Origin of the sequence: Actinomadura sp. 7K534 (genome assembly GCF_004348575.1) — a bacterium.
Classification (GTDB): Bacteria; Actinomycetota; Actinomycetes; order Streptosporangiales; family Streptosporangiaceae; genus Spirillospora; species Spirillospora livida.
On sequence record NZ_SMKB01000007.1, the window covers coordinates 18,871 to 32,744 of the forward strand.

The window sequence follows — 13,874 nt, forward strand, 5'->3', positions numbered from 1 at the left end:
TGGGGGACGCAGCGTCTGCGGGATATCAGCCCGGACGGGAAACGGCGTAGATCCGAGCCGGACGTCCGTTCTCGTCGGTGATGTCGGGACGCCGCGACATGCCGAGCTTCACCATGACCCGCTCGGACGCCGCGTTGCGCGCGTCGCACCCCGCCATGACGGAGGACGCCTTCGTCCGGTGGAACACGTCATCCAGCATGGTCGTCATCGCCTCGGTGGCGATGCCCTGGCCCCAGACGTGCGGCTCGACCCACCAGCCGATCTCGGCGGCGGGCTTCTCCAGGCTCGGTACGTCGTGTTCGGTCCAGCCCGCGGCGGCCAGCCCCAGGAACGCTCGGTCCGACTTGCGGAGGATCGCGCGCCAGCCGAAACCGCGCTCCTCCCAGCGCCGCAGGACTGCCGCGTGGCGCTTCTCCGCGAATTCCCGTGTCCAGAGCTCGTCGGACACGTAACGCATGACCCGCTCGTCGGAGGACATCCTGACCAGATCTTCCAGGAACTGATCGTCCCAGCGAGGCAGGACGAGCCGCTCCGTCTCAAGAGGCGCAACAGGCTCCATGAAGCACGACCCTAAGGGCCGGCGGCATCCCGCACTGAGGGCCGGGGCGAAGCGGGGGTCAGTGCTCGCGGTAGGCGTCGCGGATGTGGTGGAGGTGGTCGCGCATGGCGGCGGAGGCGGCCTCGCCGTCGCCGGCTTCGAGCAGCTCGATGATCTGCTCGTGCTGGTCGTCGACCTGGGCCCAGAACTCGGCGGGGGAGTCGGCGTTCAGGAAGCGCGTCCGCAGGACGTGGAAGACCGGCTGCGTCATCATCGTGAGCAGCCCGTTCCCGGTCGCCTCCATGATGATCCCGTGGAAGTGCCGGTGCTCCTGGAACTTCATGCTGCGGCCCCGGGAGCGCTTCTCGCGCTCCGTCGCGGCGTGCAGCGCGTCGAGGTGGCGCTGCTCGCGCCGCTCTGCCGCGATGGCCGTGGCGGGGACCTCCAGCAGCTCGCGGGCCTCCAGGATCGCCGCCAGCGGCAGCGCCGCCGAGCCCGACATCAGCCCGATGCCGGCCTCCAGGAAGTCGCTGATCTGGTCGGGCTCGATGTGCGAGACGAACGTGCCGCCGGTGGTGCCGCGGACCGTCTTCACCAGGCCCTGCGAGGCCAGCACGCGCAGCGCCTCGCGGACCGTGCTGCGGCTCACCCCGAAGTTGCCGCCGATCTCGCCCTCCGGGGGGAGGCGGTCGCCGGGGGCCAGGGACCCGTCCAGGATCAGCTCGCGCAGCTGGTCGGCGACCTGCTGGTAGGCCGGGCGCAGCCGGCTGACCGGGAGCGCCGTCGCCGTCCCCGTGCCGGAACGGCCGGAGGTGTTGTCTTTGGTGCTGGACACGTCGCTGTCCCCCTGGTCTGGCTTCGAGTGCTGGTTCGTCGAGTCGGGAACTCCGCGCCACCGGGACTCACAGCACGCTTGAGCATACATCAGACATCATGCGGAGCCGTGGCGGGCGGCGGGCGGCGCTTAGGCCGGAGGTGCGGGTCCGGTCCGCACTATCTGCCCTGGCGGGCGGGGCGGAGGAAACCTCCGACACCGTACCGGCGACCGGCCGGCAGGCCGGTGACGGTGGGAGGTGTCCTCGCCCACGTTCCGATCAAGTGGCTTTGGTACCGTGAGTGGTAATACATCAGACTTTATCGTGCCGGTTCCGGCTGCGAACCGGTGGCGGCGATGGGGGACGGGAAAGTGTTCGACGGTATCGACATCGTGGTCCTGCCGGTGGCCGGCACCGGCCCGCTGCTCGACCTCTACGTGGACGCGATGGGGTTCGAGGTCGTCGAGAAGGGGCCCGTCCGGGAGCCCGCGGTGTGGCAGCGGCTGTGGGGCCTGCCGATGCCGCCCGCGGAGTCGGTGCTGCTCGGCAAGCCCGGCAGCAAGGGCGGCTGGATCCGGCTGGTGGACGTGCCCGGCCTGCCGCGTCCCGACGCCGCCGGCGTCCCCGACCGGCCCGGGCCGTACGCGCTCGACTTCTACCTGCGCCACCCCGACGCCACCGAGGACGCGATCGGCGGGCAGGGGTGGACGTTCGTCAGCGACCCCGTCGACTACCTTCTGCCCGGCACCGAGTACCCGGTCAGGGAGCGGCTGCTGGACCAGACGCACTCGGGCCTGCGGCACGCCTTCGTCCAGTACCGGGAGGGCCGGACGCGGTGCGTGCTCGGGGAGCGGCCCGAGGTGGACGTCAGCGAGGTCAACGCCGTCGTGTTCGCCACCGCCGACCTTCCGGGGGCGCGGGCGTTCGTGGCGGACGTCCTCGGCGGCCGCGTCTACTTCGACGGCCGCTTCGACGGCCCCGCGGTGGAGCGGCTGCTCGGGCTGGCGCCCGGGGACGGCTTCGACGCGGTCATCGCCCGCGGACCGGCGTCCCGCAACGCCCGGCTGGAGTTCCTCCAGCACGTGGCCCCCGCGGCGCCCCGGCCGCCGCACGCCTGCCCACGGGTCGTCGCGGGCTGCGCGATGGACGACCTCGGAGCGCTCGCGGCGCGGCTCGCCGCCGGGGACCACGGCGTCTCGACCGGCGTCGTCGAGACCGCCGAGGGGCCGCAGCTCGGGCTGCGCTCCCGGTACGGCGCGTCCTTCCACTTCTGGGAGCGCTGAGGACCGGCCGGTCGCGGGCGGCGGCGTCATAGCAGCCGGGCGATCTCGTCGAGCATGACCTCGGTCGACCCGCCGCCGATGGCGAGGAAGCGGGCGTCCCGGGCGATGCGCTCGACCGCCGAGCCCGCGACGAAGCCGTTGCCGCCGTTGAACTGGACGCACTTGTACGCCAGCTCGTTGACGACCTCCGGCACCGAGGACTTCAGCACCGCCGCGTGCGTGCGGGGGTCCTGGCCGGAGTCCGCGAGCGCGGCCGTGTGGTAGAGCAGGGTCTTGGCCGAGGCGAGGCGCGCCGTCAGCCGGGCCATCTCGTGCCGGAGGGCCTGGAGGTCCCAGAGCGTCGCGCCGTAGGCGGGCCGCGTGTGCAGCCAGGCGGCGGTCTCGGCGAGGGCGGCCTCGCCCAGGCCGACGGCCTGCGCGGCCAGGCCGATCCGCTCGTGGTCGAGGCCCCGCATCATCCAGCGGAACCCCTCCCCCTCCTCGCCCAGCCGGTTGCGCGCGGGGATGCGGCAGCCGTCGAACACCAGCTCACCGGTGTCGGACGAGCGCCAGCCGGTCTTCTCGAACGTCCGCCCGTTGCTCAGGCCGGGCGTGCCGCGTTCCACGACGAACAGGGAGAGCCCGTGCCGTCCCGGCTCGCCGGTCCGGGCGACGACGAAGAACAGGCCGGCGATGTTCGCGTTCGTGATGAACGTCTTGCGGCCGTCGAGGACGTAGGAGTCCCCGTCCCGGCGCGCGCGGACGGCGAGCCGGGTCAGGTCGGAGCTCGCGTCGGGCTCGGTGACGGCGAGCGCGCAGATCTTCCGGCCGGACAGGATGTCGGGCAGGAACCGGCGCCGCTGCTCGTCGTCGCCCGCGCGGGACAGGTGGAGCGCGGAGTAGTCGGTGTGGACGGAGATCGAGGTGGCCACGCCGCCGAACGTGGAGCGTCCCAGCTCCTCGTTGAGGACGACCGCGCCGCGCGTCCCCGCGCCGCCCCCGCCGTGCCCGGCCGGGAACGACAGCCCGAGGAAGCCCAGCGCGCCGAGCTCCGTGAACACCTCGTCCGGGACCCGCAGCTCCGACTCCCATCCGGGTGCGCGCGGGACGATGTAGTCCTGCACGAACCGGCGCAGGACGCCGCGCAGCGCGCGGTGCTCTTCGTCGAGGAACGTGTCATCGAGCCGCAGGGAGTCGATGACACGGTTGCTAGCGGACATGGGTCCGGCCCGTGCTCTGCGCGAACGTCGTCATCGCACTGATCAGCGTCTCGTCACGGCCTGGAGCGGCGACCCACTGCAGGCCGATCGGGAGGCCGTCCCGGTCGGTGCCGAGGGGCTGCGTCCCGCATGGGAGCGCGGCCAGGTTCGCCAGGATGTTGTACCGCAGATGCGCGGCGGCCATGGTCACCTCCGTTCCGCCGACCGGAACCATCCCGTCGGCGACGGCGTCCGCCCGGGGCGCGACGCAGGGCATCGTGGGCGTGGCGAGCAGGTCGACGCCGGCCAGCGCCGCGAGCGCCTCGCCGCGCAGCAGGTGCCGCACCCGCTGCGCCCGCACGTAGGCACCGGCGGGGACCTCCTCCGCGAGGTCGAGCATGGCGCGCACGTCGGCGCCGAACAGCTCGTCACCGCCGGGTCCGCGCCGCTCGCGGTGGTAGTCGAGGCACTCGCCGAGGATGATCGTCATGCCCGCGGTGACGCCGGCCCAGCCGTGCGGGATCTCCACGTCGACGACCTCGCCGCCGAGGTCGCGGACGGTGGCCAGCGCCCGCTCGAAGGCCGCGCCGATGCAGGGGTCGATGGGCTCGTCCAGCGTGCCCGCCGGCACGCCGATCCGCAGGCCCTCGAACCCGGCGGGACGGGCCGCGCCGCCCGGCGGGGGGATGATCCCCAGGGCGTACGCCGACAGCGCGAGGTCGCCGGCCGTCGCGGTGATCAGGCCGACCCGGTCCAGCGACCAGGCGAGCGGCAGCACGCCGTCGCCGGGCAGCCGCCCGGGGGACGGGACGAACCCGGCCGTGCCGCAGTAGGCCGACGGGATCCGCACCGATCCGCCGGTGTCGCTGCCGAGGGCGAGCCGCACGTGCCCGGCGGCGACGGCCGCCGCCGACCCGCCGGACGAGCCGCCCGGGATCCGCGCGGTGTCGTGCGGGTTGCGGGTCGGCGGCGTGGTGCCGCCGAACGCGTACTCGTGCGTGGTGGTCTTGCCGACGACCACGGCCCCGGCGGCGCGGAGCCGCGCGACGCAGCCGGCGTCGGCGGCCGGGACGCGCCGCCTGGGGCCGCCCAGGTGGCGGGACCCGGCGGTGGTCGGCAGCCCGGCCACGTCGATGAGGTCCTTCACCCCGACCGGGAGGCCCCGCAGCGGCCCGCGGCCGCCGTTGCGCTCCGCCTCGGCGCGGGCGCCTTCGGCGTCCACGAGGGCCCAGGCCCGGATCTCCCCGTCGGTGGCGGCGATCCGCTCCAGCGCCCGCTCGACCTGCTCGACCGGGTCGGAGGCCGGCCAGGCCCGCCCGGCGGGGAGGGGCGACGAGGTGCCGCCCGCCGGGTCGCCCTGGAAGAGCGCGCCCGGCAGGCCCGCCTCCTCCAGCGCGATGCCGTAGAGCCGCTCAAGGTCGGCGTGGAGGGGGCCGCCCGAGAGGGGAGCCCCGGTCCCCGAACCCATCAGGCCCCCAGATAAGCCGACCGGACCACCTCGTCGTTGGTCAGCTCCTCGATGCTCCCCTCGACCACGACCTCGCCCTGGCGCAGCAGGTAGCCGCGGTCGGCGAGCTCGAAGGCGAGCGGCGCGTTCTGCTCGATGAGCAGGATCGACAGCCCGTCCTTGCGGAGGGCCGCGAGCGCGTCGAACACCTCACCGGTGATCTTGGGGGAGAGGCCCATGGACGGCTCGTCCAGGATGAGGATCTCCGGCTCGGCCATCAGCGCGCGGCCGACGGCGACCATCTGCTGCTCCCCGCCGGACATCGTCGACGTCTGCTGCCCGGCGCGCTTGCGCAGCACCGGGAACAGGTCCATGACCTTCTCCAGGCGCTCCTCGACCACCGCCTTGGACACCTTGCCGTGGTAGCAGCCGAGCTCCAGGTTCGTCTGGACGGTCTGCTCCACGAAAAGGTGCCGGCCCTCAAGGACGCTGCCGATGCCCCGCGCGACCGACTCGTGCGCCTGCTTGGCCAGGGGTTCGCCGTTCACCCGGACCGTGCCGCCGGCCGGGCGGTAAAGACCGCCCGCCAGCCGCGCGAGGGTCGTCTTGCCCGCGCCGTTCGGTCCGATGACGCAGACGGCCTCGCCGCGGTCCACGTGCAGGTCCACGCCCTTCAGCGCGCTGATCGCCCCGTACCGGTAGACGACGCCGCGCAGTTCGAGCAGCGGACTGTTCCGCGCCTGTGACATCAGTCCTCCTCGGCCGTGGGAACGGGGGCGTCGACGTCCGTCGCCCGGTGGTGCCGGCCGCCCAGGTACGCCTCCAGGACGGCGGGGTCCCGGGTGACCTCGTCCGGCGTGCCGCGGGCGATGACCTTCCCGAAGTCGAGCACCGTGCAGTTCTCGCAGACCGCGTGCACGAGGTCCATGTGGTGCTCGACGAGGATCACCGTGACCCCCGAGTCGCGCATCTCGCGCAGCATGTCCGCGAGGTCGCCGCGCTCCTGCGGGCTGAGCCCGGCGGCGGGCTCGTCCAGCAGGACCACCGCCGGGTCGGCCACCATCACCCGGGCGAGCTCGACCCGCCGCTGCAGCCCGTAGGACAGCGCCGCGCCCGGCTCGTTCGCGAGCCCGTCCAGCGCCAGCCGGCCGAGCACCTCCTCGACCCGCTCCCTGGCCTGCGCCGGGGCGGTCGTGGCGCGGGCCGCGATCATCAGGTTCTCCCGGACCGACATGCTGGAGAACAGCCGGACGGTCTGGAACGTCCGGACCAGCCGCGCCCGCGTCACCAGCCGGTGGCTCGGCCAGCGCGTGACGTCCTCGCCGCCGATGAGCACCGAGCCGCCGGACGGACGCTGCAGCCCGCTCAGCACGTTCAGCAGCGTCGTCTTCCCGGCGCCGTTCGGGCCGATGATCCCGTGGATCTCGCCCTTGGCGACGGTGAAGCTCACGTCCGAGACGGCCGTGAGCCCGCCGAACCGGCGCGTGACGCCGCGCGCCTCCGCGGTCCCCGGTGTCCTCACTTCGACACCTCCGTGACAGTCGCGCCGGCCCCGGGCCCGCGACGGGTGAACCTGGTCAGCAGGCCGCGGCCGATCCGGTGCACGCCCGCGAACCCGTCCGGCAGCGTGGCCATGAACACGATCACGATGATTCCGAGCACGGTCAGCGCCCAGGAGCCCTGGCCCGGCACGGCCGAGATCAGCCAGGTCACCAGCGCCGCGCCGGCCACCGCGCCGTAGATGCTGCCGAGCCCGCCGAGGATCACCATCACGAACAGCTGGATGGAGATCGCCGCGGAGAACAGCGACGGGTCGATGGCGGTCTGCAGCGGGGCGTTGACGCCGCCCGCGACCGCGCCGATCCCCGCCGAGATCGCGAAGATCTGCACCTTGCGGGCGGTGATGTTCACCCCGACCGACTGCGCGGCGACCTCGTCGTCGCGGACCGCGGCCAGCTCCCGGCCCATCCGGGCCGACAGCAGCCACCGCGACCCGAGCAGCACCAGGACCAGCACGACCGCGACGAGGAGGTACTGGTCGCGCGGGTCCAGGAACTTGTACCCGAAGATCTCCGGGAACGGGATCGGCGCGTACCCGTTCACGCCGCCGAGCGGGCCCGGCCGCATCAGGAACCCGTGGATGGCGGTGCCCACCGCGAGCGTCGCCATCGCGAGGTAGTGGCCGCGCAGCCGCAGCGCGACGTAGCCGACCAGCACGCCGATGACGACCGCCAGCACGACGCCGGTGAGCAGCGCGGGCAGGAAGGCCATCTCCCGGTCGCGCATGAGGTAGGCGGTCCCGTACGCGCCGATGGCCATGAACCCCGCCTGGCCGAGCGCGAGCTGTCCGGCGCCGCCGATGGTGAGGGTCAGGCCGACCGCGGCGATGGCCGCGACGCCGATGTTCACGCCGAGGGCCAGGTCGGTCGCGCTCGGCATGACGAACGCGTAGCCGATGACGAGCACGGCGGTCAGCAGGGTCGGGCCCAGGTGCCGCCCGGCCCGGAGGGCGAAGGCTCTGTCAGGCAAGGCGCTGCCTCCTCAGGCCGAACAGGCCGTTCGGCATCACTAGCAGGATGATGATCAGTGCGATCAGCACGATCGGGTCGACGAGGTTGTTCGGCAGCATCAGCGACAGCTCGCTCTCGATCACGCCGAGCAGCACCGCGCCCGCGAGGACGCCGCGGGTGCTGCTGAGGCCGCCGAGCACCGCGCCGGTGAAGCCCTTCAGCGTGAGCATCGTGCCGAGCGCCCCGCCGGCCAGGGTGATCGGCGCGACCAGCACGCCGGCCAGTGCGGCCAGGCCGAACGCCAGCGCGAACGCGATGGCCCGCATCCGCGAGACGTTGATGCCGACCGCGGTGGCGGCGAGCGGGTCGGTCGCCGCGGCGACCATGCCCCGCCCGGTGCGGGTCCGTCCGAGGCCCAGCGCGAGGACGATGCCGACGACGACCACCACCGCCCAGATCACCAGGCTCTGGTAGCCGATCCGCACCCCGCCGATCTCGAGCACGCCGCGGGCGACGGCCGGGAACGGCTTGCCGTCCGGGCCCCAGATGAGCTGGCCGCCGTTGGCGAACACCAGCATGATCCCGACGGTCGCGGCGATCGCCGCGATCGGGCCGTTGCCCTGCGTCGGCAGGATCACCAGGGCGTCATAGGCGATGCCGAGGACGAGCCCCACGGTGAGCACGATCAGCGCGACCACCATGATCGTGGACAGTCCCTGGTTGACCAGCGTCAAGCCGATCAGGCCGCCGATGATCACCTTGTCGCCCTGGGCGAAGTCGATGACCCCCGTCATCTTGTAGACGAGGTGGAAGCCCAGGGCGACCAGCGCGTAGATCGCGCCGAGCGTGAGACCGGAGATGAGAAGGTCGATGAAGCGCACGGGCGGGTTCCTTTGGGCCGGACGGCGGCCGGCCGGGGTGCCGGCCGGCCGCCGTCATGCTGCTGGCTGCCGAAATCAGCCCTGGTCGGGGACGGTGAACTCGCCGTCCTTGAAGGTGACCGGCTTGAACGCGTCGGCGTTCGGGCCGCCGTGGTACTCGTCGGTGTACGCGAGCTTGCCGATGATGCTCTCGAAGTTCAGCGACTGGATCGCCTCGGCGAGCGCCTTGCCCTCGAACGCGTCGGCCTTCTCGATGCCCGCGGCGACCATCTTCATCGCCACGTACGCGTACGCGCTCAGCACCGAGGCGCCCTCGTTGTACTTCGCCTTGTAGGCGTCGAGGAACTTCTTGGTCTCGGCGTCGGGCTCGCCGTAGTTGACCGGGGTCAGCGAGACGACCCGGTCGGCGGCCGCGCCCGCGGTGTCCGGGACGGTCGGGGTGGAGTAGGCCAGGTCACCGATGATCTTGCCGTCGTAGCCCGTGTCCACCATGGCCTTCAGCAGCAGGGAGTCGGCGGAGCCGCCGCCGCCGTACAGGAAGACCGCGTCTGGCTTCTTCGCGGCCGACTTGCTGGCCTGCGAGGTGAAGTCGAACTTGCCGGTGTCGAAGCCCTCGGAGCTGACGATCTCGATGCCCGCGTCCTTCGCGAAGGCGGTGATGTCCTTGTTGCCCTCCTGGCCGTACGGCGTGTTGCCCCAGATGATCGCCGCGGTCTCGGCGTTCTGCGACTTGGCGTACTCGACCATCGCCTGGGAGTTGGCCTTGCCGGGCAGCGGCACCCCGTAGACGTGCTTCTTGCCGTTGGCGATGTGCGGCTGGGCGACCAGCAGGACCTGCGTGACGCCGTACTGCTCGGCGAGCGGCGCCGACGCCATGGCGTTGGCGGTGATGCCGGGGCCGATCACGACCGGGACCTTCTCGTCGGTGGCGAGCTTCTTGAACCCGGCCGTGGTCAGGTTCACCGAGCCCTGGTCGTCCTCGGTCTTCACCTTGATCTTGCGGCCCTTGACGCCGCCGGCCGCGTTGATCTCGTCGACGGCGACCTGGAGGCCGCGCTGCTCCTGCTGACCGACCGCGCTGACGGCGCCGGTCATCGAGTTCAGGAAGCCGATGGTGTACGTGTCGCCCGAAGCGTCAGATGTATCTGAGCCGGACGACCCGCAGGCCGTCACGGAAACGGCCAGTGCGGTCATCACCGCGATGGCCGCATGGCGACGCATGGCTACTCTCATGGTGTCTCCTCGATGATCGCCTTGGTCGGGCGATGCAGGCACCCCCCACCCGAACCAGGGAGTGAATACGTCAGAGTTTGCAGGATGGGGTCGTGTCAGGACAAGTCCCCGATGAAGCTGTTCTCGCTGGTCCGGACGGGAGAGGGTCGCTCAGGCCGGTGCGCGGAGGAGGTGCGGCGGGGTGCGGTGACACCTCCCGCGCCCTGCTCGGCAGGGCCTTCCGGCATGGATCGCAGGCCGGGAAGGCCCTGCTCACAAGGAATCTCGGCGGCTGTTCCGAGATGCTCCTCCGCGGGGCCGCCGGCCCGTGCCCCGGATCGGGGGGCGGGGTCCGGCGGCTGGCTCGACCGAAGGTCGGGCGTGAACTAGAGTGTAATACATCAGTCTTTTACACCTGAGTAACAAGCCGGACATCGGATTCCGGCTCTGTACAGGGTGAATCGATCAAGTCAGACCACGAACGAGGAGGCCAGCGTGCGGCCGACACCCGAGACCCCCGCGGAGCTGGACGAGCTGCGCGAAACCGTCCTCCGGATCTGCCGCGATTTCGGGCACGAGTACTACGTCCGCTCGTCGGACGCGGGGGACAACGCACGCGACCTCTGGCGCGCCCTCGGCGGCATCGGCGCCCTCGGCGCCGGCATCTCGGAGGAGCACGGCGGGGCGGGCGCGGGTGTCGAGTCCCTGGCCGTGGTCGCGGAGGCGATCGCCGAGGCGGGGCTGCCGCTCATGCTCGTCGCGCTCTCCCCCGCGGTCTGCGCGACCATGATCGACGGCTTCGGCACGCCCGGGCAGAAGGCCGAGTGGCTGCCGGGCCTGGCGGACGGCTCCCGCGTCCTCGGCTTCGCCATCACCGAGCCCGACGCCGGGTCCAACACCCACAACCTGCGGATGCGCGCGCGCCGCGAGGGCGACCAGTGGGTGCTGTCAGGCCAGAAGTACTACGTCTCCCACGTCGACAACGCCGACGCCCTCCTCACCGTCGCCCGCGTCGAGGACGAGCTGAAGGTCTTCATCGTCCCGACCGACGCACCCGGGCTCACCAAGAGCCCCATCGAGGTCGAGATCCTGTCTCCTGAGCGCCAGTACAGCGTGTTCTACGACGATGTCCGCGTGGACGCCTCCGCGATAGTCGGAGCTGACGCGGGCATGGCCGTCCTCTACGCGGGCCTCAACCCGGAGCGCATCATCAGCGCCGCCCTGCTGAACGGCATCGCCAGGTACGCGATCGACATCGCCGCCGGCTACGCCCGCGAGCGAACCGTTTGGAGCGTTCCCATCGGTGCGCACCAGGCCGTCTCCCACCCGCTCGCCCGCGCCGAGACGGCGCTCACCGCGTCGCGCCTCCTCACGGCGTCCGCGGCCCGCGCGTTCGACCGCGGCGAGACCGGCGGGGTGGAGGCGGCCATGGCGAAGCTGACCGCCTCCGAAGCCGCTTCGGACGCGCTCGACGCCGCCATGCAGACCCTCGGCGGCAACGGCATGTCCCGCGAGTACGGGCTGGCCACCCTGCACGGCCTGGTGCGCCTGTTCCGGATCGCCCCGGTCAGCTCCGAGATGCTGCTGAACCACGTCGCGCACAAGCGCCTGTCCCTCCCCCGCTCCTACTGAGCGCGCGATGCGGACACGACGCGAGGGGCGGCTCGTCCGGGCGACGCTGGACCGCCCGCCGGTCAACGCCCTCGACATGGCGTCCTACAGGTGGCTCGGCGAGACCTGCGCCGCCATGCGCCCGGACGAGTGCCTGCTGATCGACGCCGCCGGGCACGTCTTCAGCGCGGGACACGACCGCGGCGAGGACGCGACCGCCGGCGGCCTCACCGTCGGCGCCGCCGCGCTGACCGCCGTCCTGCGCTGCCCGGCCCCGGTGGTCGTCGCGGCCCAGGGCCCGGCGATCGGCGCCGGGGCGCTCCTCCTGGCCGCCGCCGACATCCCGCTCATCGCCGCGGACGCCTGGCTGAAGCTCCCCGAGCTGGACGTGGGCGTGACCGTCGGCCACGCCATCCTCAGCCGCCTGCTCCCGCCCGCGATGGCGAGCCGGGCCCTGCTGACCTCGGAGCGGATTCCCGCGGCGGGCCTGGACGCCGTGCTCGTCCGCCCGCCGGACGAGCTCGCGCGGGCCGCCGAGGACGCGGCCCGCACCCTCCTCGCCAAGCCCTCCGACCTGGTCTCCCTGGCCCGCCGCAGCTGGGGCGAGCGAGAGCGGGCCGCCGCGGCCTACGAGTCGGAGGTGGCCGACTTCCAGGCCCGCCGGCGGTGAGACGTACATTTCAATAACTTGAATCATTCAAGAAAATGGGTAAGCTGGGCCGTGCCGACCCTCGCCGCGCCTGCCTCTGGTTCGCACGCCCGGTCCGAGGCCCGGGTCGGCGGCGACACCCCCGTGTCGCGAGCAGCCGACGCACGACCCACCAGGAGCGAGCTTTGCCCGAGAACAACCAGAAGCCACTGACCACGGTCGCCGGTGCACCGGTCCCCGACAACCAGAACTCGATGACCGCGGGCCCGCGCGGCCCGATGCTCCTGCAGGACGTCTGGTTCCTGGAGAAGCTCGCCCACTTCGACCGCGAGGTCATCCCGGAGCGCCGGATGCACGCGAAGGGGTCGGGCGCGTTCGGCACCTTCACCGTCACCAACGACATCACGCGCTACTCCGGCGCGAAGATCTTCTCCGAGGTCGGCAAGCAGACCGAGATGTTCGCCCGCTTCTCGACCGTCGCCGGCGAGCGCGGCGCGGCCGACGCCGAGCGCGACATCCGCGGCTTCTCGCTGAAGTTCTACACCGAGGAGGGCAACTGGGACCTCGTCGGCAACAACACCCCGGTGTTCTTCTTCCGCGACCCGCTGAAGTTCCCCGACCTCAACCACGCGGTGAAGCGAGACCCGCGCACCAACATGCGCGACCCGGAGAACAACTGGGACTTCTGGACCAACCTCCCCGAGGCGCTGCACCAGGTCACGATCGTGATGTCGGACCGCGGCATCCCGGCGTCCTACCGGCACATGCACGGCTTCGGGTCGCACACCTACAGCTTCGTCAACGCCGCGGGCGAGCGGTTCTGGGTGAAGTTCCACCACCGCACCCAGCAGGGCATCAAGAACCTCACCGACGCCGAGGCCGAGGCGCTCATCGGCAAGGACCGCGAGTCCCACCAGCGCGACCTGTTCGAGGCGATCGAGCGCGGCGACTTCCCGAAGTGGAAGCTGTACGTCCAGATCATGCCGGAGGCCGAGGCCGACACCTACCGGTACCACCCCTTCGACCTCACCAAGGTCTGGTCGAAGAAGGACTACCCGCTGATCGAGGTCGGCGAGTGGGAGCTGAACCGCAACCCCGCCAACTACTTCGCCGACGTGGAGCAGGCCGCCTTCACCCCGGCGAACGTGGTGCCGGGCATCGGCTTCTCGCCCGACAAGATGCTGCAGGGCCGGCTGTTCTCCTACGGTGACGCCCAGCGGTACCGCCTCGGCGTGAACCACCACCAGATCCCGGTGAACCAGCCGAGGAGCCCGGTGAACTCCTTCCACCGCGACGGCGCCATGCGCGTCGACGGCAACCACGGCGCCACCCCGGGCATCGAGCCCAACTCCTACGGCCGCTGGCAGGAGCAGCCCGCCTACCGCGAGCCGAGCCAGGCCGTGGGCGCCGTCGCCGACCGGTTCAACTTCCGCGAAGACGACGACAACTACTACGAGCAGCCCGGCATCCTGTTCCGGAACATGAGCCCCGAGCAGCGGCAGGTCCTGTTCGAGAACACCGCCCGCGCGATCGACGGCGCCTCGCAGGCGACCATCGAGCGGCACATCGCCAACTGCACCAAGGCCGACCCCGCCTACGGCGAGGGCGTCCGCAAGGCGATCGAGGCCCTGGCGGCCGGCAACCTCTGAGCCGTGTCCGTCCGCTGAGCCGTGTCCACCCGCGCGTATCCCGCGCATACCTGAACACACCTCGTCCCCGGCGTGCCCGCACGCCGGGGACGAGGTGGTCA

General features: G+C 72.0%; 13 protein-coding genes. 4 read left to right on the top strand and 9 right to left on the bottom strand.

The window, feature by feature from the left end:
- Window positions 1-25 precede the first annotated feature (25 nt).
- Together E1266_RS02875 and E1266_RS02880 are read right to left on the bottom strand one after the other, a co-directional pair.
- Complete coding sequence (locus E1266_RS02875; RefSeq protein ID WP_132043411.1) at window positions 26-559, bottom strand: GNAT family N-acetyltransferase; 534 nt, start codon at window positions 557-559, stop codon at window positions 26-28.
- Window positions 560-617: 58 nt separating this feature from the next.
- On the bottom strand, window positions 618-1,373 hold the full coding sequence (locus E1266_RS02880; protein ID WP_165965903.1) for a FadR/GntR family transcriptional regulator: 756 nt from the start codon (window positions 1,371-1,373) through the stop codon (window positions 618-620).
- Window positions 1,374-1,709: 336 nt separating this feature from the next.
- On the opposite strand from E1266_RS02880, the gene E1266_RS02885 reads away from it, so the two are divergent.
- On the top strand, window positions 1,710-2,636 hold the full coding sequence (locus E1266_RS02885; protein ID WP_132043415.1) for a hypothetical protein: 927 nt from the start codon (window positions 1,710-1,712) through the stop codon (window positions 2,634-2,636).
- Window positions 2,637-2,662: 26 nt separating this feature from the next.
- On the opposite strand, the gene E1266_RS02890 is transcribed toward E1266_RS02885, so the two are convergent.
- The 7 genes from E1266_RS02890 to E1266_RS02920 all read right to left on the bottom strand — a co-directional run bounded on the left by E1266_RS02890 (window position 2,663) and on the right by E1266_RS02920 (window position 9,885).
- Window positions 2,663-3,835 (bottom strand): acyl-CoA dehydrogenase family protein, encoded by a 1,173-nt coding sequence (locus E1266_RS02890; protein ID WP_132043417.1) that lies wholly within the window; start codon window positions 3,833-3,835, stop codon window positions 2,663-2,665.
- Window positions 3,825-5,282, bottom strand: a complete 1,458-nt coding sequence (locus tag E1266_RS02895; RefSeq protein ID WP_132043419.1) for an amidase — start codon at window positions 5,280-5,282, stop codon at window positions 3,825-3,827. Before E1266_RS02895 ends, E1266_RS02890 begins: the two co-directional genes overlap by 11 nt.
- Window positions 5,282-6,010, bottom strand: a complete 729-nt coding sequence (locus E1266_RS02900; RefSeq protein ID WP_132043421.1) for an ABC transporter ATP-binding protein — start codon at window positions 6,008-6,010, stop codon at window positions 5,282-5,284. The genes E1266_RS02895 and E1266_RS02900 overlap by 1 nt, the downstream gene beginning before the upstream one ends.
- Window positions 6,010-6,783, bottom strand: coding sequence for an ABC transporter ATP-binding protein (locus tag E1266_RS02905; RefSeq protein ID WP_132043423.1), 774 nt, complete (start codon window positions 6,781-6,783; stop codon window positions 6,010-6,012). Before E1266_RS02905 ends, E1266_RS02900 begins: the two co-directional genes overlap by 1 nt.
- On the bottom strand, window positions 6,780-7,790 hold the full coding sequence (locus E1266_RS02910) for a branched-chain amino acid ABC transporter permease (protein ID WP_132043425.1): 1,011 nt from the start codon (window positions 7,788-7,790) through the stop codon (window positions 6,780-6,782). Before E1266_RS02910 ends, E1266_RS02905 begins: the two co-directional genes overlap by 4 nt.
- Window positions 7,783-8,652, bottom strand: coding sequence for a branched-chain amino acid ABC transporter permease (locus tag E1266_RS02915; RefSeq protein ID WP_132043427.1), 870 nt, complete (start codon window positions 8,650-8,652; stop codon window positions 7,783-7,785). Before E1266_RS02915 ends, E1266_RS02910 begins: the two co-directional genes overlap by 8 nt.
- Window positions 8,653-8,727: 75 nt before the next feature.
- The gene (locus E1266_RS02920; protein WP_132043429.1) at window positions 8,728-9,885 is read right to left on the bottom strand and encodes an ABC transporter substrate-binding protein; all 1,158 of its coding nucleotides are present in this window, start codon (window positions 9,883-9,885) and stop codon (window positions 8,728-8,730) included.
- A gap of 474 nt (window positions 9,886-10,359) precedes the next feature.
- On the opposite strand from E1266_RS02920, the gene E1266_RS02925 reads away from it, so the two are divergent.
- From E1266_RS02925 to E1266_RS02935, 3 genes are all read left to right on the top strand, one after another.
- Window positions 10,360-11,496 carry an acyl-CoA dehydrogenase family protein gene (locus tag E1266_RS02925; protein WP_243718193.1) on the top strand — a complete coding sequence of 379 codons (1,137 nt, stop codon included), beginning with the start codon at window positions 10,360-10,362 and terminating at the stop codon, window positions 11,494-11,496.
- Between the two features lie 7 nt (window positions 11,497-11,503).
- Window positions 11,504-12,145 (top strand): enoyl-CoA hydratase-related protein, encoded by a 642-nt coding sequence (locus E1266_RS02930; RefSeq protein WP_132043431.1) that lies wholly within the window; start codon window positions 11,504-11,506, stop codon window positions 12,143-12,145.
- Window positions 12,146-12,309: 164 nt separating this feature from the next.
- Complete coding sequence (locus tag E1266_RS02935) at window positions 12,310-13,773, top strand: catalase (RefSeq protein WP_132043433.1); 1,464 nt, start codon at window positions 12,310-12,312, stop codon at window positions 13,771-13,773.
- The last annotated feature ends 101 nt before the right edge of the window (window positions 13,774-13,874 follow it).